Raw genomic sequence first — 23,435 nt, 5'->3', positions numbered from 1 at the left:
TACTCATGGAGCTCCCATATTTTTTAATGAAAACATTTACACTTATCAAAGCCGTGTTTTTTGCCTGCGTCTGTGGTATAATTGTTCAGTTAGAAATAAAATTTAAAAATTCAGAGGAAAAAATGACAAAATTAAGAGAAGATATCCGTAACATTGCGATTATCGCCCACGTTGACCACGGGAAAACAACCCTCGTTGATGAATTATTGAAGCAGTCTGAAACTCTTGATGCTCGTACAGAGTTGGCAGAGCGTGCTATGGACTCAAACGATATCGAAAAAGAGCGCGGTATTACCATCCTTGCTAAAAATACAGCCGTTGCTTACAACGGAACTCGTATCAACATCATGGATACACCAGGACACGCGGACTTTGGTGGAGAAGTTGAGCGTATCATGAAAATGGTTGACGGTGTTGTTTTGGTGGTAGATGCCTACGAAGGAACCATGCCACAAACTCGTTTCGTATTGAAAAAAGCCCTGGAACAAGACCTAGTTCCAATTGTTGTTGTAAATAAAATCGACAAACCATCAGCTCGTCCAGCAGAAGTAGTAGACGAAGTATTGGAGCTCTTCATTGAGCTTGGTGCAGACGATGACCAGCTTGATTTCCCAGTTGTTTATGCTTCAGCTATCAACGGAACTTCTTCATTGTCAGACGATCCAGCTGATCAAGAAAAAACAATGGCACCAATCTTTGATACCATTATCGACCATATCCCTGCTCCAGTGGACAACTCAGATGAGCCTTTGCAGTTCCAAGTCTCACTCTTGGACTACAATGACTTCGTAGGTCGTATCGGTATCGGGCGTGTCTTCCGTGGTACTGTTAAGGTTGGGGACCAAGTTACCCTTTCTAAACTAGACGGAACAACGAAGAACTTCCGTGTCACAAAACTCTTTGGTTTCTTTGGCTTGGAACGTCGTGAAATCCAAGAAGCTAAAGCGGGTGACTTGATTGCCGTATCCGGTATGGAAGATATCTTTGTTGGTGAAACAATTACACCAACAGATGCCATTGAACCTCTTCCAATCCTTCACATCGATGAGCCAACGCTTCAAATGACTTTCTTGGTCAACAACTCACCTTTTGCTGGCCGTGAAGGGAAATGGGTAACGTCTCGTAAGGTTGAAGAACGCCTGCAAGCTGAACTGCAAACAGACGTATCCCTTCGTGTTGATCCAACAGATTCACCAGATAAGTGGACAGTTTCAGGTCGTGGCGAATTGCACTTGTCAATTCTGATCGAAACAATGCGTCGTGAAGGCTATGAGCTTCAAGTATCTCGTCCAGAAGTTATCGTGAAAGAAATTGACGGTGTCAAATGTGAGCCATTTGAGCGCGTCCAAATTGATACTCCAGAAGAATACCAAGGATCTGTCATCCAAAGCCTTTCTGAACGTAAGGGTGAAATGTTGGATATGATTTCAACTGGTAATGGTCAAACTCGTTTGGTCTTCCTCGTTCCAGCGCGTGGTTTGATCGGGTACTCTACTGAGTTCTTATCTATGACTCGTGGTTACGGTATCATGAACCATACCTTTGATCAATACTTGCCACTCATCCCAGGTGAAATCGGAGGCCGTCACCGTGGTGCTCTAGTATCTATCGATGCTGGTAAGGCAACGACCTACTCTATCATGTCTATCGAAGAGCGCGGAACTATCTTTGTCAACCCAGGTACTGAGGTTTACGAAGGAATGATCATCGGTGAAAACTCTCGTGAGAATGACTTAACTGTTAATATCACCAAAGCTAAGCAGATGACCAACGTTCGTTCTGCAACCAAGGACCAGACAGCAGTTATCAAGACGCCTCGTATCCTGACTTTGGAAGAATCTTTGGAATTCTTGAATGACGATGAGTACATGGAAGTAACGCCAGAATCTATTCGTCTGCGTAAGCAAATTTTGAACAAACAAGAACGCGAAAAAGCCAATAAAAAGAAAAAATCAGCTGCAGCTGAATAAGCAAAAGGGAAAGGAGCAGCAAGATGGTTTATCTTATCATTGGGATTTTAATCCTCTTTTTCTACATTTTTGCTGTTCCATCCAGTATTAAAGGGACTGTTAATGCTGTGACCATGGTTTTACTGATTGTGGCCTTAATTATCTTATTTGGCTTAGGCATTTTTAAAATTTTCCAGTTGCCGGCTGAATATTTTGTAGGTTTCGGTCTATCCGTAGTGACCGTCTTGGCTTTGCGGGATATTAATCGTCTCAAGCCGCCTAAAAAATCAAAAAAGAATTTTGATGAAGAATAATAAATGAGCAAGAACTTAGAAGGTCGGATAGACGTTTTAAGCTCTTGTTCTTTTTCTTTTGTTGAATTATTTTTTACAAAAACAATAGGCTTATGTTACAAAATATTTCAAATTGATGAAAACATATCATTTTTTTCAAAACTTGCTAACAGTCGAAAATAAAAGACTCCTATGTCTTTTTTATTTTCACAAAAAAAGGTAAAATAGAATGAAGTATGAATGGAAGAGGTTGCTTATGAAAAAAATAGCAAATTTTGCCAATAAGAAGGTCTTGGTTCTGGGATTGGCCAAGTCGGGTGAGTCAGCTGCTCGCCTTTTAGATAAATTAGGAGCCATCGTGACAGTTAACGACGGTAAACCTTTTGAGGAAAATCCTGCTGCTCAATCTTTGCTAGAAGAAGGTATAAAAGTGGTGACAGGAGGCCATCCTTTGGAGTTATTGGACGAAGACTTTGAACTGATGGTGAAAAATCCAGGTATTCCCTATGACAATGCCATGGTCGTTCGGGCTCTGGAGAAGAAGATTCCAGTCATTACAGAAGTCGAGTTAGCTTATCTGATTTCTGAAGCACCGATTGTTGGTATTACGGGTTCAAATGGCAAGACGACAACCACAACCATGATTGCGCAAGTCTTGACGGCTGGCGGTCAAAATGGTCTCTTGTCTGGTAATATCGGCTTTCCTGCTAGTCAGGTAGCCCAAACAGCCAGCAGCAAAGATACATTGGTCATGGAACTGTCTTCCTTCCAGTTGATGGGGATTGAAGATTTTCATCCGCAAATCGCTGTTATTACCAACCTCATGCCGACTCATTTGGATTATCACGGCTCTGTTGAGGAATATGCAGCTGCCAAGTGGAATATCCAGAAAAACATGACAGCTGATGATTATTTGGTTTTGAATTTCAATCAGGACTGGGCCAAGGAAATGGCTAGCCATACTCAGGCTACTGTTGTCCCTTTTTCAACAACTGAAAAGGTGGATGGTGCCTATTTAGAGGGTGATGTCTTGACCTTCCGTGGAGAAGCGATTATGCAGGCGGCTGAAATCGGCGTCCCTGGCAGTCATAATGTCGAAAATGCTCTGGCTACGATTGCAGTAGCCAAGCTTCGTGGTATTGACAATCAGACGATTAAAGAAGTCTTGTCAGCTTTTGGGGGTGTTAAGCACCGTCTCCAGTATGTGGGGCAGGTAAATGAGGTTGCCTTTTACAACGACAGTAAGTCTACCAATATCTTGGCAACCCAGAAAGCCCTATCTGGTTTTGACAATAGCAAGGTGATTCTGATTGCAGGCGGCTTGGACCGAGGCAATGAATTTGACGAGTTAGTGCCTGACCTCAAAGGGCTCAAGAAAATGGTGATCTTAGGACAATCAGCTGCGCGTGTAAAGAGGGCAGCTGATCTGGCAGGTGTTTCTTATCTGGATGCGACTGATGTCCGGGATGCAGCTCACAAGGCCTTTGCTCAAGCGGAGCCAGGAGACATTGTCTTGCTCAGTCCTGCCAATGCCAGCTGGGATATGTATAGTAATTTTGAAGTCCGCGGCGAAGAATTTCTCGCTGCATTTGAAGAATTAAAAGGTTAAGATGAAAAAGATTGTATTTACAGGCGGAGGAACGGTTGGGCATGTAACCCTCAATCTTCTCCTGATTCCAAAATTTATCAAAGAAGGCTGGCAGGTCCACTATATTGGTGATAAGCATGGTATTGAGTACCAGGAAATCCAAAAGTCAGGACTTGACGTGACCTTCCATTCGGTAGCTACGGGCAAGCTTCGTCGCTATTTTTCATGGCAGAATCTGCTGGATGGCTTTAAGGTTGTTTGGGGCATTTTCCAGTCGCTTGGCATCATGCTCAAGGTGCGGCCGCAGGCGCTCTTTTCTAAGGGAGGCTTTGTGTCTGTTCCACCCGTGATTGCAGCCCGATTGTCAGGAGTTCCTGTCTATGTTCATGAGTCGGATTTATCCATTGGCCTAGCCAATAAAATCGCCTATAAGTGTGCGACCAAGATGTATGCGACCTTTGAGCAAAGTTCCAGTCTGACCAAGATTGAGCATGTAGGAGCTGTGACCAAGGTCGGTAACCAAGAATCAGTCCTACCGCAGGAACTAGAAGAAATTCGTCAGTATTTTGATAAAGAGCTGCCAACCCTGCTTTTTGTCGGTGGTTCTGCTGGAGCTAAGGTCTTTAATGATTTTGTTAGCCAGAATCAAGCTGCGCTGACCGAGCGTTATAACATTATCAATCTGACAGGCGATGCAAGTTTGGATGTTCTGTCTGACCGTCTCTTTCGCAGAGCCTATGTGACTGACCTCTACCAGCCTTTGATGGACTTGGCAGATGTAGTGGTTACTCGTGGCGGTTCCAATACAATCTTTGAGCTCTTGGCCATGGCTAAGCTTCATATTATCGTTCCTCTGGGACGCGAAGCCAGCCGCGGCGATCAGATTGAAAATGCGGATTATTTTGTGAAAAAGGGATATGCTAAGCAATTGGCGGAGGAACAGCTGGATATGAGCAATTTACAGACAGCCCTTGATGACCTTTTGGCGAACCAAGCTTCTTATCATCAAGCTATGAAAAATTCTCAGGAAATCAAGTCTGTAGATGAATTTTATGCTTTATTGAAAGCGGATATTGACAAGGGAAAGAAATGAGCAAGAAAAACAATGATGAGCCAAAGGAAGAGGTAAGTGAGCACCTCTCTGAATGGCAGAAACGAAATAAAGAATATCTTGAAAAGAAGGCTCAGGAAGAGGCCAGTAAACAAAAGGAGCTGGAAAAAGAGGAAGCAAAAGAAGCTGAAGCTGGGAACTCAATCGAAGGCGGAGAAATAGCTGAAGAGACGGAAGAAGATGACTCATCCTATGAAGAGGAAGAAACAGAATATTTGGAAGATGACTCATCCGAACCTGAGCTAGAGACTGAATTGAGCGAGAAAGAGCGCAAAAAACTGGAGAAACTTCAGAAAAAGGCAGAAAAAGAAGCTGCTAAGGTGCATATTTCAAGGGTTCATATTTATCGAGCACTGCCGGTTTTGCTGGGCAGTGGCTTGATTTTTATCATGTCAGTTTATTTTTTGACACCACTGGCGACCATGAAGACTATCAAATTTTCAGGGAATCAAATGGTCAGTCAGGAAGACCTGCTCAAAAGCAGTAAGATTGATGAGAAAGACTATACTTTAACAACCTTTATCAATGGCGGCAATCATATCCGCAATATGAAAGCGTCTAGTCCTTGGATTAACAACCTAGAGATGGCTTATCAGTTTCCGATTACTTTTCAGGTAAAGGTCAAGGAGTACGGAGTTCTGGCCTATCTGCATGAGGGTGGCCAGTATTATCCTATTCTGACAAATGGGGAGATTATTTCGGACCCGACTGCTGTAGATTCTATGCCGGAAACCCATATTTCGATAGAGTTTTCAGATAAAAAATTGATTAAGGAATTTGCCCTTCAAATTGAAAAGGTACCGGCTTCGATCAAGAAAAATATTAAGACAGTTCAGTTGACTCCAAGCAAGGTGACACCGGACTTGGTTACGCTGACCATGCATGATGGCAATAAAATTTTGGTACCAATTTCACATATTGCCAAAAAACTGCCATATTACAAGGGAATCCAATCGCAGCTGGAAGAGGGGGTACCTAGTGTTGTAGATATGGAAGCAGGGATTTTTAGTTATGTTGAAGGAGCTCAAAACGAGCCGTCTTCTTCTGACGAAGAAAAGCAGAAAACAGAAGAGGACCCGACTGGACAGCAAACAGAGCAAGCGGCTGGGCAGGTGACAGAAAGTCAGGAAGAAGAACCTGCAGAGCCGCAAAATTCGACAGAAAACCCGGTAAATACCGAAAATCGCTAAATTATATGTAGAAAAACTGCGCATTTTCAGTTTCTTTATGTTATAATAAAGCTTGGGTAACTCTAATTTTTAGCGTTATTAGTATAGACCGGAAACATGGAAGATAGAGAGGACTGGTGTAATGGCTAGAGACGGCTTTTTTACTGGATTAGATATAGGAACTAGCTCAATTAAAGTGTTGGTGGCAGAGCACATCAACGATGAAATGAATGTTATTGGGGTCAGCAATGCAAAAAGCGCTGGCGTTAAAGATGGAATTATTGTTGATATTGAGGCTGCTGCTGCTGCCATTAAGACAGCTATTTCTCAAGCAGAAGAAAAGGCAGGCATTTCAATTGGTTTAGTTAACGTCGGACTTCCGGCTAATCTCTTACAGATTGAGCCTACTCAGGGTATGATTCCTGTGACTAGTGATTCTAAGGAAATCACAGATACAGATGTAGAGAATGTTGTTAGATCTGCTCTGACTAAGAGTATGACTCCTGACCGCGAAGTGATTACTTTCATCCCAGAAGAGTTTGTAGTGGATGGTTTCCAAGGGATTCGTGACCCACGCGGTATGATGGGGATTCGCTTAGAAATGCGTGGACTTCTCTACACTGGACCACGGACTATTCTCCACAACCTCCGCAAGACAGTGGAGCGCGCGGGAGTTCAGCTTGAGAACGTTATTATCTCCCCATTGGCTATGACTAAGTCAATCTTGAACGAAGGGGAACGTGAGTTTGGCGCAACTGTTATTGATATGGGTGGCGGTCAAACTACAGTGGCTTCTGTTAAAGGTCAAGAGCTTCAATATACGAATATATACCAAGAAGGTGGCGACTACGTAACCAAGGACATCTCCAAGGTTTTGAAGACTTCGCAAAAGTTAGCTGAAAGTCTCAAGTTTAACTATGGTTCTGCTTATGTTCCTGAAGCTGGGACAGAGTCTTTCCAAGTAGAAGTGATTGGAGAGATTGAGCCGGTTGAAGTAACTGAAAAGTATCTGGCTGAAATTATTTCTGCTCGTATCCAACACATTTTTGAGCAAATCAAACGCGATTTGGATAGAAGGCATCTCCTCGAGTTGCCAGGTGGCATTGTGATTATTGGTGGAGCAGCTATTCTTCCAGGAGTAGTTGAGCTGGCTCAGGAAGTGTTTGGCGTGAATGTCAAGCTTTATGTGCCAAATCAAATCGGCATTCGCAATCCAGCCTTTGCACATGTTATCAGTCTGTCAGAGTATGCTGGAAACTTAACAGATGTGGATATGTTGGCTCAGGTTGCTGTTCATGGTGATGAGCAACTGCGCCATCGACCTGTATCCTTTGAACGTCCTGCTCAGTCAGTACCACGTTTTGAACCTCAACCAGCTGATGAGATTCCTGAGGAGCCGATTCAAGAAGTTCCAGTTGCCAGTGCTGATGTGCCAAACCAAGAACCAAAAACCGGTATTACAGATCGGATGCGCAACCTAATTGGCAAAATGTTTGATTAAGGAGAATACAGAGAATATGACATTTTCATTTGACGCTGCTGCCGCACAAGGTGCAGTAATTAAAGTTATTGGTGTCGGTGGAGGTGGCGGTAACGCCATCAACCGAATGATTGATGAAGGTGTTGCTGGTGTTGAATTCATCGCAGCAAATACAGATGTTCAAGCTCTTAGCAGTGCCAAAGCTGAAACAGTTATTCAGCTTGGTCCTAAGCTGACTCGCGGACTTGGTGCCGGAGGTCAGCCTCAAGTAGGCCGTAAGGCTGCTGAAGAAAGTGAAGAAGTCCTGACCGAAGCTCTGCAAGGAGCAGATATGGTCTTCATCACTGCTGGTATGGGTGGTGGATCTGGAACAGGTGCTGCTCCAGTGATTGCTCGTATTGCAAAAAATGTTGGTGCTCTGACTGTTGCTGTAGTTACACGTCCTTTCGGTTTTGAAGGAAGCAAGCGTGGAACCTTTGCAGTAGAAGGAATTAACGAACTTCGCGAGCATGTAGATACACTCTTGATTATCTCAAATAACAACTTGCTTGAAATTGTAGATAAGAAGACTCCGCTCCTTGAAGCACTCAGTGAAGCTGATAATGTTCTTCGCCAAGGTGTCCAAGGGATTACCGACTTGATTACCAGCCCAGGACTGATTAACCTTGACTTTGCCGACGTGAAAACAGTTATGGCAGACAAGGGTAATGCTTTGATGGGAATTGGTGTTGGTAGCGGTGAAGAACGTGTCATCGAAGCTGCTCGTAAAGCTATCTACTCACCTCTTTTGGAAACAACCATTGATGGTGCAGAGGACGTAATTGTCAACGTTACTGGTGGCTTAGATATGACTTTGATTGAAGCTGAAGAAGCTTCAGAAATAGTCAACCAAGCAGCAGGCCATGGCGTGAATATCTGGCTCGGTACTGCTATTGATGAGTCTATGAAGGATGAAATCCGCGTGACTGTTGTAGCTACTGGTGTTCGTCAGGACAAGGTTGAAAAGGTCAGCGGCATTCGTCAGACTCCACAACCTACTAGTCCAAGCCGTCCGCAGCAAGTTGAGCCAAATCGCGAAGTTCGCTCAGGACAGTTTGAACGAAACTTTGATATGACCGAAACGGTTGATATTCCTGCTCCAAGCCGTCAAAGAACGGATACACCTAAAGGTTCAGCCTTTGGTGATTGGGATCTTCGTCGCGAAGCGATTGTTCGTCAGGCAGAACCAAGTTCCTCAGCCCGCGTGGAGCGCTATGCAGAAACTAATGAAGATGATGATGAATTGGAAACACCTCCATTCTTCAGAAATCGTTAATCTAAATCATGAATTTGCAGAATAATAAAGAGTTGGTCTTTCAATCCGTCGCTCAAGCGGCGGAGCAAGCCCAGCGTTTGAAAGATTCAGTAAATATCATTGCAGTTACCAAATATGTTGACTGCGAAACAACTCAGGAGCTTGTTCGTACAGGTATTCAGCATATCGGAGAAAATCGGGTAGATAAATTTCTAGATAAATACCATGCTCTGAAAGATGAGAATCTGACATGGCACCTGATCGGCAGTTTGCAGAGGAGAAAAGTCAAGGATGTGATTAACTATGTTGATTACTTTCACGCTTTAGATTCTGTAAAATTGGCCAAGGAGATTGACAAACGAGCTGAACATGTGATTAAATGTTTCCTGCAGGTGAATATTTCTAAAGAAGAGAGCAAGCATGGCTTTTTGATTGAAGAACTTGAAGTTGTCCTGCCTGAACTTGAAAAATTAGAAAATGTTCAAATTGTGGGATTGATGGCTATGGCTCCGTTTGAAGCTAGTCATGAGGAGCTGAACCAAATTTTTGAAAAGGCTCATCAACTACAAAAAGAATTAAAAAAGAAACAGTTAAATAATATGCCCTTTTCTGAATTAAGCATGGGAATGAGCCGTGATTATCCAGAAGCAATTGCCCATGGCTCGACCTATGTCAGAATCGGTACAGCATTTTTTAAATAGGAAAGAAATATGTCATTAAAAGATAGATTTGATAAATTTATAGATTATTTTACAGAAGATGGAGATGAGACTGAGGTTCAGGAGCAGACTGTCAGCAGACCTGCAGCGCCTGTTAAGCAGAAGCCTGAATTGGTTCAGCCTAAGCCAGTCAGAGAGAGCAAGCCAGCTCCTCGTCCGGTTGCTGCGGCCAAGCCACAGCCTAAACCACAGCCACAACAGAAATCTTCGACAGAGAATATTACCAGACTGCATGCACGTCAGCAGGAATTGGCTCAGCACCGTGCAAATGCGGATGAGAAGATTACGATTGATGTTCGTTATCCGAGGAGATATGAGGAAGCGACTGAAATTGTTGACCTGCTTTTGGCCAATGAAAGCATTCTGATTGATTTCCAGTATATGACTGAGGTACAGGCTCGACGTTGTTTAGACTACCTAGACGGTGCTCGTTATGTTTTGGCTGGAAATTTGAAAAAAGTTGCAAGCACTATGTATTTGCTGACTCCGATTAATGTAGTGGTAAATGTGGAAGATATCCGCCTGCCAAACGATGTTGAAATCAGCGAATTCGACTTTGATATGAAGCGCAGTAGATAAGAGATATGTTATATTTTGTAATTCGTGCCATCTCTAATCTTTTCGATCTTTATAGCATTGCCTTGATTGTCTATGCACTTCTGTCTTGGTTTCCAGGAGCCTATCAAACCAAATTCGGAGAGTTTTTAACACGAATTGTAGAACCGTATTTAAAACTTTTCCGCCGTCTTCCCTTGCAGTTTGCAGGGCTGGACTTTACCGTTTGGGTTGCAATTCTGGCTTTAAACCTTTTAAATCGTGTGGTCTTTTATTTAATAAGCGTTTTACTAATGTTATTATGATGAAAGATTTATATCAACACTTTTCGCATGAGGATCGAGAGTTTATTGATAGGGGTCTGGAGCTGCTTCAGCGGGTTCAAGATACCTATGCGTTTGAAACAACGTCTTTTCTGAATCCCCATCAGGTCTCAATCCTGAAGAATATTGGCAAGCAATATGATGTGCAAGTCTTTGCTAGTTCGGATTATTTTCCAAGTGAACTGGCAAGAGTTCTTGTGGCGCCTTCTTATTACCAACTGAATATGGATGATTTTGAATTGAGCTTGCTGGAAATTTCCTATGCAAGCAAATTTTATAAAATCAGTCATTCGCAGATTATGGGAACCTTGCTCAATCATTTAGGGATTGAAAGACGGACCTTTGGCGATATTCTTGTAGTTGGAGACCGTGCTCAGCTCTTTGTAGATAAGAGACTGGCCCAGTATTTTATTGATCATGTCTCTAAAATTGCAAAGATGCCTGTCAAACTAAAGGAAGTTTCCTTTGCAGAGCTGCTGAAAGAGCAGAAGCAGGCTGTCACCAGAGAAATTTTGGCATCTAGTCTTCGCTTGGACAAGTTGGTAGCCAGCACCTTTAAGTTATCAAGGAACCAGGCTGCTCAGCTGATTTCTGGTAAGCATGTGAAAATGAACTATGCTGTTAATGACAATCCCAGCCAGCAGGTCGGGCTTGAAGACTTGATTAGCGTTAGACGATTTGGAAGATTTAAGGTTTTAAGAGAAAATGGCCTTTCCAAGAATGGAAAACATAAGTTAACCGTTGAATTATTAGCTAGTAAATGAGGAGGAACTATGACACTTACAGCGTTAGAAATTAAAGATAAATCCTTTGGAACCAAGTTTAGAGGCTATGATGTTGAAGAGGTAGATGAATTCCTTGACATCGTTGTCCGCGATTATGAGGACTTGGTTCGTGAAAACCACGAAAAAGAAGCAAAAATTCGCAATCTTGAAGAGCGTCTGACATATTTTGATGAGATGAAAGACTCTCTCAGCCAGTCTGTTTTGATTGCTCAAGATACGGCTGAGCGCGTTAAGGTTGCTGCCAATGAGAGATCTACAAATATTGTCCGTCAGGCAGAGCAGGATGCGCAGCATTTGTTGGATGGAGCTAAGTACAAGGCTGATGAAATTTTACGTCAGGCGGCTGACAATGCTAAGAAAGTAGCCATTGAAACAGAAGAACTGAAAAACAAAACACGTGTTTTCCATCAACGTTTGAAGTCAACCATTGAGAGCCAACTCAGCATTGTGGATTCGTCTGAATGGGAAGAAATCCTTCGTCCGACAGCTACTTATCTGCAAACCAGCGATGAAGCCTTCAAGGAAGTTGTATCTGAGGTTCTGGGAGAAGAAGCAGTTGTCCGCGAGGAAGAAGTAGATGTTACACGTCAATTTTCTCCAGAGGAAATGGCTGAGTTGCAAGAGCGCATTGAAGCTGCTAACCGTGAATTAGCTGCGACCCAAGCTTTTTCTCCGCTCAGCGATGAAGATATAGAAGCTCACGCAGCTGAGGAAAACTCAGAAGCTGATCATCACGATGATGATACAAATGGGGAACAAAAAGTTCCAGTAAATATTTTATAATTTTTAAACAAGCTAAGATTGTAAAAACACAGGCCAAGCAAAAATACTTTCAGCGAGCAGATGATGGTGAGAGATCTGCAGTCCATCTTGCTTGGGTTATCATTTTACAGAACTTTCGTCTGAAATCAGTAGGATGAGACGGCAGTCCACGTTACGGACAAAGAGGGGTAAGAGGAGCATCATGCTATCGTCTTGCCTAAACAAAGGTGGTACCGCGAATTTTCGTCCTTTTTGGAGAAGTTTGCGGTTTTTAATTTGTAATTTTAAAAATAAAGAGGAATAGAATGAAACTGAAAGAAACACTCAATCTTGGGAAAACTGCTTTTCCTATGCGGGCTGGCCTGCCAAATAAAGAACCAATCTGGCAGAAAGAATGGGATCAAGCTAAGCTTTATCAACGCCGTCAGGAACTGAATGAAGGCAAGCCGCACTTTATCTTGCATGATGGCCCTCCTTACGCTAACGGCAATATTCACGTCGGCCATGCTATGAATAAGATTTCCAAAGATATCATTGTTCGCTCAAAATCTATGGCTGGCTACTATGCGCCTTACATTCCAGGCTGGGATACGCATGGTCTCCCAATCGAGCAGGTATTGGCAAAGCAAGGCGTTAAGCGTAAAGAACTGGACTTGGTTGAGTACCTCAACATGTGTCGGGACTATGCCCTGAGCCAAGTCGAAAAGCAAAAAGAAGACTTCAAGCGTTTGGGTGTTTCTGGTGACTGGGATAATCCTTATGTGACTTTGACTCCTGACTATGAAGCGGCTCAAATCCGTGTCTTTGGCGAAATGGCTAAAAAAGGCTATATCTACCGTGGTGCTAAGCCAGTTTACTGGTCATGGTCATCTGAGTCAGCTTTGGCTGAAGCAGAAATTGAATACCATGATTTGGTTTCCACCTCTCTCTACTATGCTAACCGCGTCAAAGATGGTAAAGGGGTATTGGACTCCGATACTTACATCGTCGTATGGACAACAACTCCATTTACCATTACAGCCTCTCGCGGATTGACAGTTGGAGCAGATATTGATTACGTAGTCGTACAACCAGCTGGTGAATCTCGTAAGTTTGTGGTTGCTTCAGAATTATTGAATAGTTTGTCTGAGAAATTTGGCTGGGTCGATGTTCAAGTTTTAGCTACATATCGTGGTCAAGAATTAAACCACATCGTGACAGTTCACCCATGGGATACCGCTGTAGATGAACTTGTTATCCTTGGTGACCACGTTACGACTGACTCTGGTACTGGTATTGTCCATACAGCGCCTGGTTTTGGTGAGGACGACTATAATGTCGGTGTAGCTAACGGCTTGGAAGTATTTGTCACAGTCAACGAGCGCGGTATCATGATGGAAAATGCTGGTCCTGACTTTGCAGGCCAGTTCTATGACAAAGTTGCGCCAACAGTTATTGAAAAGCTTGGGGACTTGCTCCTTGCTCAGGAAGAAATCTCTCATTCCTACCCATTTGACTGGCGTACTAAGAAGCCAATTATCTGGCGGGCAGTACCACAGTGGTTTGCATCTGTTTCTAAATTCCGTCAAGAAATTTTAGATGAAATTGAAAAGGTTAAATTCCATTCTGAATGGGGTAAAGTACGTCTCTATAACATGATTCGTGACCGTGGTGACTGGGTTATCTCTCGTCAGCGGGCTTGGGGTGTGCCGTTGCCAATCTTCTATGCCGAAGACGGAACACCAATCATGACGGCCGAAACCATCGAACACGTAGCTCAACTCTTTGAGGAGCATGGCTCTATCGTCTGGTGGAAACGTGAAGCCAAAGACCTCTTACCAGAAGGGTTTACTCATCCAGGTTCTCCAAACGGCGAATTTACCAAGGAAACGGACATCATGGACGTTTGGTTTGACTCAGGCTCATCATGGAATGGTGTAGTGGTCAACCGTCCGGAATTAACTTACCCAGCTGATCTTTATCTAGAAGGTTCAGACCAATACCGAGGTTGGTTCAACTCATCTCTTATCACATCAGTTGCCAACCATGGCGTAGCTCCTTACAAACAAATCTTGTCACAAGGATTTGCCTTAGATGGTAAGGGTGAAAAGATGTCTAAATCACTTGGAAATACCATTGCTCCAAGCGATGTAGAAAAACAATTTGGTGCGGAAATCTTGCGTCTCTGGGTAACCAGTGTTGATTCTAGCAACGACGTTCGCATCTCTATGGATATCTTGAGCCAAGTTTCTGAAACCTACCGTAAGATTCGGAATACCTTGCGTTTCTTGATTGCCAATACCTCTGACTTTAATCCAGCTGAGGATGCCGTAGCTTACGAAGAACTTCGCTCTGTTGATAAGTACATGACGATCCGCTTCAATCAATTAGTAGAGACTATTCGCAAGGCTTACGCGGACTTTGAGTTTCTGACTATTTATAAAGCGATTGTCAACTTTGTGACTGTTGACTTGTCCGCTTTCTATCTGGACTTTGCCAAAGATGTCGTCTATATCGAAGCCACTAAATCATTAGAACGCCGTCAGATGCAGACTGTTTTCTATGACATTTTGGTCAAGATTACCAAGCTGTTGACACCAATCCTGCCTCACACGGCAGAAGAGATTTGGTCTTACCTAGAGCATGAAGAGGAAGAATTTGTTCAGTTATCCGAATTGCCAGAAGCTCAGATTTTCCCAAATCAAGAAGAAATCTTGGATACTTGGTCTGCCTTTATGGACTTCCGCAGTCAGGCTCAGAAAGCCTTGGAAGAAGCCCGCAATGAGAAGGTTATCGGGAAATCGTTGGAAGCACACCTGACTGTCTATCCGAATGAAGTCATCAAGACCTTGCTGGAAGCAGTTAACAGTGATGTGGCTCAGCTTCTTATCGTTTCTCAATTGACGATTGCTGAAGGACCTGCTCCAGAAGGCGCTCTAGTCTTTGAAGATGTAGCTTTTGTTGTAGAGCATGCGCAGGGGCAAGTCTGTGATCGCTGCCGCCGCATTGATACAACAGTTAAAGAGCGCAGCTATCAAGCCCTTGTCTGTGACCACTGTGCAAAAATTTTAGAAGAAAACTTTGCTCAGGCTGTCGCAGAAGGCTTTGAGGTCAAGTAAGTTTTAAAATAAAAAATGGCTTTGCCCTTTAGAGGTAAGCCATTTTTTAGATAGATCGATTTGAAAATTTGTTAATTTAAAACCAAATTAGCAAAAACACACAGTTGCATTTGCAACTATTTTCTGTTATACTACTTATAACTTAGGAGTGCTTATTTTAGCCAAAATGTTTTGGAGCTGAAAGAGCTCAGAGGAAGTCAGTTGCTGCAGAGCCTGACTGGCATAGGTATTTTCAAAACCAATCAGTTGGTCGTAGAGTTTGAGAGCCTGACTGCTAGGATAGAGCTCTTTGAACTTCTTATTTTGAGCTTTGGTCTTCTTGATAATCAAGCCTCTATCTTCCAGCTTTCCTAGAGATCGGCTGAGCGTAGTCTTGTCAATCTGCACCAGCTCTGCCAGTTGTGATTGGCTGAGACCTTCATTTTCGACGATGCGAATGAGCAGTAGAAATAAATTATTGTCTAGGCCGTAGTTACTGGCTTTTTGATTCATTTTCATAATAGCTTGTCTGGAAATAAATCCCATTTGTCGGAAAAGTTGACGGTAATCCATAGGAACTCCTTGATAGTTGCATTTGCACTTATTATACATTAAAAAGTTAGAGGAAACAAGTATGTGGTATAGGAAAAAATTAACAGAGTTGACCCCGATAGAATTTTATCAAATCTTAAAATTGCGCATTGACACCTTTGTGGTGGAGCAGGGGCGCATCTATCATGAACTGGATGAGAAGGACCTAGAAGCCGAGCATGTTTACCATGCTAATAAACAAGGGGAAATTGATGCTTATGCCCGTGTCTTTGAAGAGGGAGAGCATTTGGTCTTTGGTCGAGTAGTCACAGCTCAGTCTGCACGAGGACAGGGCTTAGGAGGACAGCTTATCAGAGAAATCTTGCAATTATGTGCTGAGAAATGGCCAGGAAAGGAAATTGAAATAGAGGCTCAGGTTCAGGTGGCTGCTCTCTATGAAAAGTATGGCTTCAAATCAGTTGGCCAACCCTTTATTTTTGAATCGACACCTCACATTACCATGATCTATAAACAATAAAAAAACTAAGGCGATTGCCTTAGTTTTTACTGTTTCACAGGAATGGAAATTTCGATTAGATTATTAGCGTAAATCGTGCGGATAGCAGCTCTATCAATAGCATTTGCATCAATTTTTCTCTTCAAGAAAAATTCTCTGATTTTTTCGATTTCCTGTTCGCGTACAGCACGGTGCATGTTTGAAATCAAAATTTCATAGTGAAGAGGAGCTTGTGTAAAAACAACATCGCTGTTTCCAGCAGAATAAACTTCGACTAATATCGCATCGGTGCTTTCCAATTGGCTTTTGACAAGGTCAGCATGACTGTTTGTTGTATTAATAAGCTTCATACGATTTCCTCCTGCTTTATACCTGCTATTATTATAACATGTTTGCTATGAATTGTGAATGATTTCTTTAAGCTTTAAGTGTATTTTTCCAGGCTTGGATACCCCATTTATGGCTGCCGCGTTTTAGTGTTTCAATAGCTTCTTCGACTGGGAACCAGGCAAGCTGGTTGAAATCTTCCAGCGGTTTTTGGACTTCTTGGAAAGAGGTGACCTCATACAGGTAGGCCGGGTTGTAGAAATGGGTGTCGCGGTGGCGAGAGTAAAAATATTCATCAGCCTGTCCAAGATAGCGTCCAAGCTGGGCTGTGAATCCAAGTTCTTCCATCAGCTCGCGTTCAAGCGCAGTCTGATGGTTTTCGCCTTCTTCAATCTCTCCACCGGGCAGAAACCAAGCTCCATTAGGCGCCTGGACCAAAATAATCTTTTCTTTCTTTTCGTCTGGGATAACGGCATAGACTCCGTAGCGGATCACATATTCTACATTTGCTTCCTTTTCACCAAAGGTTGGATTTGTCATTCTAATATCCTCAATCTCTAGTCAGTTTACTATCTATCATAATGGACTAAGGGCCAGCTGTCAAGAATTTACTCGGTTTATTGGACAGAAAAAGAATGATAGTCCTTGAAAGAAATCCCCTTCAAATAATAAATTCTTTCCTTTGAATATTAAAAAATCTCTTCTTTATGGGAATAGGAAAACATTTATTGAAGAAATTGTTATAATAGTAGCGAGGTGGTTTTATGACAGAAAGCAGACTTTTTAAAATCCTATATCTTCTTTTAGAGCAGGGCCGCACAACAGCTCCCGAATTGGCCTCACTATTTGAAGTATCCATTCGGACCATCTATCGAGATGTGGACAAGCTGAGTTTGGCAGGAATCCCTATCTATTGCAGCCCAGGCAAGGGCGGGGGTATTTTTCTGATGAAGGATTTTGTCTTAGACAAGGCCTTATTTTCAGAGTCTGAGAGGGATGAGCTATTAGCTGCTCTTCAAGGCTTGCAGATTTTAACAGATGGCGAGCAAGTAGAGACCCTGTCTAAGTTGCAGTCATTGTTTCAAGTTCAGGCAACTTCATGGCTGGAGGTGGATTTCACTGATTGGCGCAAAAAAGCAGATCAGAAAGAACTGTTTGATACTATTAAGCAGGCAATCTTGCAAAGAAGAGTCTTGTCTTTTTCTTATTTGAATGGGCGTGGAGAAAGAGAGCAGCGCAAGATAGAGGCGCTGAAGTTAGTATTTAAAAGCCAAAACTGGTATGTTGCTGGCTTTTGTCGCTTAAGACAAGCTCCGCGCTTTTTTAAACTCAGCAGAATGAGAGACTGTCAGATGTTAGAGGAACGATTTAAGCAGAGAGTCTTGGATGAGAAATTTAGCCCCGAGGAGTGGCTAGGAGATACTGTAAAAGTCCTCTTGAAATTTGACCGGAAGCATGCCTTTCGGGTGTACGAGGAGTTTTCAGAAGCAGAGATAGAGGAGACTGATGGGAGCCTTTATGTCGAAACCCTTTTGCCGAGTCACGATAGTCTTTATACCTACTTGCTATCCTTTTTGGATGGAGTTGAAATCCTAGAGCCGCCTCGGTTACGGGAAGAATTCAAAGAAAAGTTAAAAGCTATTGCCGATATTTATAAAAGCTGACAGAGGTTGTCAGCTTTTCTTTGCTATACTGTTTGTAGTAAAGAAAGGAGGACTCTCTCATGAAATATGAATGGAGAAAAGCCAATCGAGAAATCTATCAAATCAAGTCTAAACCCTGTCTTATAGATGTTCCTGCCCAGTCTTTTATCATGATTGACGGCAAGGGCAATCCTAATGCTGCTGACTTTTCGGAACGAGTTGGTGCTCTGTACAGTTTAGCCTATGCTATCAAGGTAAACTATAAAAAGACAGCGGCCGAGCAAGAATTTACTGATTTTACAGTCTATCCCTTGGAAGGACTTTGGCAGCAAGAGCAAGCAGGAGAACTCATTAAAGAAGAATTGATTTATACTATTATGATTGGCCAGCCAGACTTTATCACTAGAGAGATGGTGATAAAGGCCCTAGAACAAGTCCGTGTCAAAAAGCCTAATCCTCTCTATGACGAGATTCGTTTTGAAGAAATGACGGAAGGAGCGTGTATCGCCATGCTGCATCTTGGTTCTTTTGACGAAGAACCTCAATCCTTCGCTAAAATGGATGCCTTTTGCCAGAGTCACCAGCTGACACGGGTTTCAAACACTCATAGAGAAATCTACCTCAATAATCTGAATCGGACAGACCCTAGCAAGCTGAAAACAATTCTGCGCTACAAGGTTCAGAAAAATCAATAAAGAAATAGAGCAGAAAACTAAGTGTTTTCTGCTCTATTTTGTCGACAATTATTTTTCTTCTTGTGATGAATGAACGGACTCTGTGCTTTCAGTTTTCTTGGCTGACTTGATGAGAATCTTGCCATTGCTGGTCATAATAGCTTTGAGATCTTTTTCGCTTGGATTTTCCAGATAGAAGTCAGTAATAGCATCTTCGATATGGTCCTGAATGGTACGGCGCAGTGGGCGAGCCCCCATTTTTGGATCGTAGCCCAGGTCAACCAATTTTTCCTTGACCTTCTCCGTAACATCCAGATGAATGTCGTTGGTTGCCAAACGTTGATTGACATCGTCCAACATAAGGTTGACGATTTGCAGCAGATTGTCCTTGCTGAGCGCCTGGAATTCGATAATGCCGTCAAAGCGGTTCATAAACTCAGGACTGAAGAAGTTGCCCAATTCACCTAAGACGGAGTTGGTGCGGCCTTCACGCGCTGCTCCAAAGCCAACGCTGGCTTCAGCTTTGCCAGTTCCAGCATTGGATGTCATGATGATAATGGTGTCCTTGAAGCTGACAGTTCGGCCTTGGCCATCAGTCAGGCGACCATCATCTAGAACCTGCAGGAACATGTGCATAACATCGGGATGGGCCTTTTCCACCTCATCTAGCAGAATGAGTGAGTAGGGATTGCGGCGGACGCGCTCAGTCAATTGACCAGCTTCATCATAGCCGACATAGCCCGGAGGAGCACCGACTAGCTTGGCCACGCTGTGTTTTTCCATGTATTCACTCATATCAAAGCGAATCATGCTATCAGCCGAGCCAAAGAGCTCAATGGCTAGTTGCTTAGATAGCTCAGTCTTACCGACACCAGTTGGTCCGACAAAGAGGAAGCTGCCGATTGGGCGATTAGGACTTCCTAGTCCGACTCGGTTGCGGCGGATGGCCTTTGCAATCTTATCCACTGCATCGTCTTGGCCAATGACATGGGCCTTTAGGTCGCTGGCGAGATTGACTAGTTGAGACTGTTCTTTTTCTTTGAGGTCGCCAACTGGGATATTGGTCTTTTGCTCTACGATGTGCTCAATCGTTTTCTCGCTGATAATCGGAGTATCCTTATCTAGCACACTTGTCTGCTGGAGTTCCTTGTACTTGGCAATCTGATCACGGAAGTAAGCTGCTTTCTCGAAATCTTCGTCACGAGTTGCCTGAGCCTTGAGGTTTTCAGCCTCAATCAAACGTTGGTCAATGACCTTGGGATCAACAAAGTTGAGGGTCAGATTCATCTTGGATCCTGCCTCATCCAAGAGGTCAATAGCCTTGTCTGGCAAGAAGCGATCTTGGATGTAGCGGTTGGAGAGAAGTGCAGCAGCTTCAATGGCCGCATCTGTGTACTTGACGTGATGGTAGTCTTCGTATTTTTTCTGAATCCCTTTGAGGATGGTAATCGTTTCCTCTACCGTCGGCTCATCTACCTTAACTGGCTGCATACGGCGCTCAAGTGCAGCATCCTTCTCGATGATACGGTATTCGTTGAGGGTGGTTGCTCCAACCATCTGGAGTTCTCCGCGAGCCAGAGCTGGTTTGAGGATGTTCCCAGCGTCCATATTGCCATCGCCAGCAGATCCTGCTCCGACAATTTCATGGATTTCATCAATGAAGAGAATGACATCCTGACGAGAACGAATCTCATCTATAAGCTTCTGCATTCTCTCCTCAAATTGGCCACGGATACCAGTTCCCTGTACTAAACTGACAACGTCTAGGCGGATAACTTCCTTGCCTTGGAGTTTATGAGGCACATCACCATCGACAATTTTCTGGGCCAAGCCTTCCACCACGGCTGTTTTTCCGACTCCTGGCTCTCCTATGAGAACAGGATTGTTTTTGGTGCGGCGGTTGAGGATTTCAATGACACGGACGATTTCTTCATCACGGCCAATAACAGGATCAATCTCGCCTCGGCGAGCCAACTCAGTCACGTTGATACCAAACTCTTCCAGCAGGCCTTTTGGCTTTTGCGGACTTGGCTGAGGCTGACCACCCTTGCTAGGATTGGAACCGTAGCCGCCACCGCCTCCATAGGCTCCGCCAGATTGGGTAGGAGGAGTAGTTGGTTCCTGAGGCTGTTGGAAATTGCTGAGGCTGTTAAAGAAGTCATCGATAGGATCTGTTCCGTGATTGTTGGCATTAGCAATTCCACCGAACAAGGAATGTTCGGGGTCTGTTTTCATGATTTGGTAGCAGTTTTGGCACAAATCCACCTGCTGTTTATGGCCGTTTACATTAGTATAAAGGTGAATCGTAGATTCGTTGATTTTACAATTTTGACAAAGCATGCAGATACCTCTTTTCTTTTAGTGTGCAAGCTATTTATAGAAATAATTAAAGGTCAAAAATAGTCAAAGTTTTATAATTTCATTATATCAGTATTCTTGAACTTTGCAAGAATTTACTACAAAATCCTCCCTTAGACCGAGCAGAATGAAAACAAATTCTTGAAAAATTACAAAAAATTGGCTTTTAGTGGTATTTCAGTCGCTATTTATGGTAAAATAAGAGGGAACTAAGTAAATAGGAGAAACAAAATGGAATCACATTTAGTTAGAATTATCAACCGCTTAGAAGCTATGGCTAAGGATGGCGGAAATTTGAAACGTAATTTTGAGCGTGAAGGAGTGGTTGTAGCAGAAGTAGCTTATAGTTACGACGAAGAAAACGGCTCTGTCTTCACCTTGCGTGATGTTGCAGCGCGTGAGACCTATACTTTCGACAGCATCGATTTGATTGCAATGGAAATTTATGAATTACTCTATTAAAAAGCACTTAGCTGCTTTTTATTTTTACCCTTTTTATCTTGTTTTGAAAAAGATTTAGTAGGTCTGAAAATTTTACCACTAGCTGCCAATGAATCCTCGTCTTATAACCTTGTATAAGAAAAAGTTATAGGCTGGGCCCAGATTTTTTTGGTATAATGAAAAAGATAATGAAAAAGAAATGAGAATGACATGGCCCAGATTATTGATGGTAGAGGTTTGGCAGAGAAGCTTCAGAAAAAATTAGCCGAAAAAACGGCTCGCCTCAAAGAAAAGACAGGTCAGGTACCGGGCTTGGTAGTGATTGTGGTGGGAAATAATCCAGCCAGTCAAATCTACGTACGTAATAAAGAGCGCTCAGCCTTGGCTGCTGGCTTTCGGAGTAAGGTAGAACGTCTGCCAGAAGAGACCAGCCAGGAAGAGCTCTTGAGCTTGATTGAAACCTATAATCAAAATCCTGACTGGCATGGGATTTTGGTCCAGCTGCCCTTGCCTGAGCATATCGATGATGAAGCTGTGCTGCTGGCTATTGATCCAGACAAGGATGTTGATGGTTTTCATCCGCTTAATATGGGCAAGCTATGGAGCGGCCATCCGGTTATGATTCCGGCTACTCCTGCAGGCATTATGGCAATGTTCCATGAATATGGCGTTGAATTGGAAGGCAAGCGAGCGGTCGTCATCGGGCGGAGTAATATTGTTGGTAAGCCCATGGCTCAGCTGCTTTTGGCTAAGAATGCGACGGTTACTCTAACACATTCGCGGACCCACAATCTAGCCAAGACTGCTAAGCGGGCAGATATTTTGGTGGTGGCTATCGGACGTGGACATTTTGTGACCAAGGACTTTGTCAAGGAAGGAGCTGTTGTCATTGACGTCGGTATGAACCGAGATGAAAATGGCAAGCTGATTGGCGATGTTAAGTTTGATGAAGTGTCTGAACTTGCCAGTCTGATTACCCCTGTACCTGGAGGTGTTGGGCCTATGACCATTACCATGCTGATGGAGCAGACCTACCAAGCCTTTAAACGGAGTCTTGAATCATGAAATTTGTTTTTGATTTGGATGGGACCTTGTCCTTTGATTATATGACGATTGATGAGGAGATTAAGCAGGTTCTGCTGACGGCTCCTCAGTTTGGGCATGAAGTTCTGTTTGCTTCGGCGCGCTCCTATCGGGATTGTCTGGGACTATTAGGTCCGGAATTGAGCCAGCAGATTGTGATTGGCCTGAACGGCGGAGTGGCTTATCAAGATGGACAGCTGATGTTTGAGCGTCAGCTGCATCAGTCAAGTTATCAAGCCATTTTAGATACTTGTTTGACCTATAATTTGCCTTTTTTCGTTGATAATACTTTTGACTACAGCGGCCAGATTTTAGAAAAAATTCCTTTTATTGCCAGTGTGGATCCTCTCAAGCGGGCAAGACGGCTGGAACTGACTGAACTCCAGCATCCTATTAAGGTCGTTATTTACATGGGGAATCACGAGCAGCTCTTAGATGATGTACAGGCTCGTTTTGCAAACTTGCCCAATCTAAGTCTAGACTATCATGAACATGAGAAATGTTTTTATGTCAACCCGGCTGAAACCAATAAGGCTTCAACTGTAAAGGAACTCTGCGGTTCGGATTATGTAGCTTTTGGTAATGATCAAAATGATATCCAGCTCTTTAAGAATTCTCTCTACGCTGTGCAGGTTGGGGATTTCCCAGGCTTGAGCGATTATGCGGATGAGCAGGTTGCCTTTCAGGAAAATTTACCCAAGGCAGTCGCAGCAAGAATCTTACAAAAATTTGCAGATTTTCGGGAAAAATAACTTT

Annotated in this window: 23 protein-coding genes; 19 read left to right on the top strand and 4 right to left on the bottom strand. The window is 43.3% G+C overall.

What is annotated here, in order from left to right; genetic code table 11:
* The first annotated feature begins 122 nt into the window (after positions 1-122).
* The 13 genes from typA (at position 123) to ileS (ending at position 15,126) form a co-directional block, all read left to right on the top strand.
* Positions 123-1,970 carry a translational GTPase TypA gene (typA, locus tag K4H96_RS02845; RefSeq protein ID WP_032914933.1) on the top strand — a complete coding sequence of 616 codons (1,848 nt, stop codon included), beginning with the start codon at positions 123-125 and terminating at the stop codon, positions 1,968-1,970.
* 23 nt (positions 1,971-1,993) lie between these two features.
* A complete protein-coding gene (locus K4H96_RS02840; RefSeq protein WP_002898040.1) occupies positions 1,994-2,263 on the top strand; it encodes a DUF3165 family protein in 270 nt (89 codons plus the stop codon).
* Between the two features lie 235 nt (positions 2,264-2,498).
* On the top strand, positions 2,499-3,851 hold the full coding sequence (gene murD, locus K4H96_RS02835) for a UDP-N-acetylmuramoyl-L-alanine--D-glutamate ligase (protein WP_223337499.1): 1,353 nt from the start codon (positions 2,499-2,501) through the stop codon (positions 3,849-3,851).
* Position 3,852: 1 nt separating this feature from the next.
* A complete protein-coding gene (locus tag K4H96_RS02830; RefSeq protein WP_223337500.1) occupies positions 3,853-4,923 on the top strand; it encodes a UDP-N-acetylglucosamine--N-acetylmuramyl-(pentapeptide) pyrophosphoryl-undecaprenol N-acetylglucosamine transferase in 1,071 nt (356 codons plus the stop codon).
* Positions 4,920-6,131: a cell division protein FtsQ/DivIB gene (locus K4H96_RS02825; RefSeq protein ID WP_223337501.1), complete on the top strand. Its 1,212-nt coding sequence runs from the start codon at positions 4,920-4,922 to the stop codon at positions 6,129-6,131. Before K4H96_RS02830 ends, K4H96_RS02825 begins: the two co-directional genes overlap by 4 nt.
* A 121-nt stretch (positions 6,132-6,252) precedes the next feature.
* Entirely contained in the window at positions 6,253-7,611 is a 1,359-nt protein-coding gene (gene ftsA, locus K4H96_RS02820) for a cell division protein FtsA (protein ID WP_223337502.1), read from the top strand.
* Between the two features lie 16 nt (positions 7,612-7,627).
* Complete coding sequence (gene ftsZ, locus K4H96_RS02815; RefSeq protein ID WP_223337503.1) at positions 7,628-8,905, top strand: cell division protein FtsZ; 1,278 nt, start codon at positions 7,628-7,630, stop codon at positions 8,903-8,905.
* An 8-nt stretch (positions 8,906-8,913) separates the two neighbouring features.
* Positions 8,914-9,585, top strand: coding sequence for a YggS family pyridoxal phosphate-dependent enzyme (locus K4H96_RS02810; protein WP_223337504.1), 672 nt, complete (start codon positions 8,914-8,916; stop codon positions 9,583-9,585).
* 9 nt (positions 9,586-9,594) lie between these two features.
* The gene (locus K4H96_RS02805) at positions 9,595-10,182 is read left to right on the top strand and encodes a cell division protein SepF (protein WP_002896164.1); all 588 of its coding nucleotides are present in this window, start codon (positions 9,595-9,597) and stop codon (positions 10,180-10,182) included.
* 5 nt (positions 10,183-10,187) lie between these two features.
* Positions 10,188-10,463: a YggT family protein gene (locus K4H96_RS02800; protein WP_002896162.1), complete on the top strand. Its 276-nt coding sequence runs from the start codon at positions 10,188-10,190 to the stop codon at positions 10,461-10,463.
* Positions 10,460-11,245, top strand: a complete 786-nt coding sequence (locus tag K4H96_RS02795) for a YlmH family RNA-binding protein (protein WP_223337505.1) — start codon at positions 10,460-10,462, stop codon at positions 11,243-11,245. Before K4H96_RS02800 ends, K4H96_RS02795 begins: the two co-directional genes overlap by 4 nt.
* Positions 11,246-11,254: 9 nt before the next feature.
* Complete coding sequence (locus K4H96_RS02790) at positions 11,255-12,049, top strand: DivIVA domain-containing protein (protein ID WP_002907042.1); 795 nt, start codon at positions 11,255-11,257, stop codon at positions 12,047-12,049.
* A gap of 284 nt (positions 12,050-12,333) precedes the next feature.
* Complete coding sequence (gene ileS / locus K4H96_RS02785) at positions 12,334-15,126, top strand: isoleucine--tRNA ligase (protein WP_223337506.1); 2,793 nt, start codon at positions 12,334-12,336, stop codon at positions 15,124-15,126.
* 135 nt (positions 15,127-15,261) lie between these two features.
* On the opposite strand, the gene K4H96_RS02780 is transcribed toward ileS, so the two are convergent.
* Complete coding sequence (locus K4H96_RS02780; RefSeq protein WP_223337507.1) at positions 15,262-15,717, bottom strand: MarR family winged helix-turn-helix transcriptional regulator; 456 nt, start codon at positions 15,715-15,717, stop codon at positions 15,262-15,264.
* Positions 15,718-15,739: 22 nt separating this feature from the next.
* Here K4H96_RS02780 and K4H96_RS02775 point away from each other — a divergent pair, with 22 nt between their 5' ends.
* The gene (locus K4H96_RS02775) at positions 15,740-16,174 is read left to right on the top strand and encodes a GNAT family N-acetyltransferase (protein ID WP_223337508.1); all 435 of its coding nucleotides are present in this window, start codon (positions 15,740-15,742) and stop codon (positions 16,172-16,174) included.
* Between the two features lie 26 nt (positions 16,175-16,200).
* Here K4H96_RS02775 and K4H96_RS02770 read toward each other — a convergent pair whose 3' ends face one another.
* Both K4H96_RS02770 and K4H96_RS02765 read right to left on the bottom strand, forming a co-directional pair.
* Positions 16,201-16,503, bottom strand: coding sequence for a DUF1827 family protein (locus K4H96_RS02770; protein WP_002896152.1), 303 nt, complete (start codon positions 16,501-16,503; stop codon positions 16,201-16,203).
* Positions 16,504-16,570: 67 nt separating this feature from the next.
* Positions 16,571-17,020 (bottom strand): NUDIX hydrolase, encoded by a 450-nt coding sequence (locus K4H96_RS02765; protein ID WP_223337509.1) that lies wholly within the window; start codon positions 17,018-17,020, stop codon positions 16,571-16,573.
* A gap of 224 nt (positions 17,021-17,244) precedes the next feature.
* Here K4H96_RS02765 and K4H96_RS02760 point away from each other — a divergent pair, with 224 nt between their 5' ends.
* Positions 17,245-18,144 (top strand): helix-turn-helix transcriptional regulator, encoded by a 900-nt coding sequence (locus K4H96_RS02760; RefSeq protein ID WP_223337510.1) that lies wholly within the window; start codon positions 17,245-17,247, stop codon positions 18,142-18,144.
* Positions 18,145-18,203: 59 nt separating this feature from the next.
* The gene (locus K4H96_RS02755; RefSeq protein WP_223337511.1) at positions 18,204-18,818 is read left to right on the top strand and encodes a GyrI-like domain-containing protein; all 615 of its coding nucleotides are present in this window, start codon (positions 18,204-18,206) and stop codon (positions 18,816-18,818) included.
* Positions 18,819-18,866: 48 nt separating this feature from the next.
* On the opposite strand, the gene K4H96_RS02750 is transcribed toward K4H96_RS02755, so the two are convergent.
* Complete coding sequence (locus tag K4H96_RS02750) at positions 18,867-21,137, bottom strand: ATP-dependent Clp protease ATP-binding subunit (protein ID WP_002902602.1); 2,271 nt, start codon at positions 21,135-21,137, stop codon at positions 18,867-18,869.
* Positions 21,138-21,386: 249 nt separating this feature from the next.
* Here K4H96_RS02750 and K4H96_RS02745 point away from each other — a divergent pair, with 249 nt between their 5' ends.
* From K4H96_RS02745 to K4H96_RS02735, 3 genes are all read left to right on the top strand, one after another.
* Complete coding sequence (locus tag K4H96_RS02745) at positions 21,387-21,617, top strand: DUF1797 family protein (RefSeq protein ID WP_002896146.1); 231 nt, start codon at positions 21,387-21,389, stop codon at positions 21,615-21,617.
* 189 nt (positions 21,618-21,806) lie between these two features.
* On the top strand, positions 21,807-22,661 hold the full coding sequence (locus K4H96_RS02740; protein WP_002921925.1) for a bifunctional methylenetetrahydrofolate dehydrogenase/methenyltetrahydrofolate cyclohydrolase: 855 nt from the start codon (positions 21,807-21,809) through the stop codon (positions 22,659-22,661).
* Positions 22,658-23,431: an HAD hydrolase family protein gene (locus K4H96_RS02735; protein WP_223337512.1), complete on the top strand. Its 774-nt coding sequence runs from the start codon at positions 22,658-22,660 to the stop codon at positions 23,429-23,431. The genes K4H96_RS02740 and K4H96_RS02735 overlap by 4 nt, the downstream gene beginning before the upstream one ends.
* The last annotated feature ends 4 nt before the right edge of the window (positions 23,432-23,435 follow it).

It is taken from the genome of Streptococcus sanguinis (assembly GCF_020729765.1).
GTDB lineage: Bacteria > Bacillota > Bacilli > Lactobacillales > Streptococcaceae > Streptococcus > Streptococcus sanguinis_Q.
This window is presented reverse-complemented; position numbering and strand designations above follow the sequence as displayed.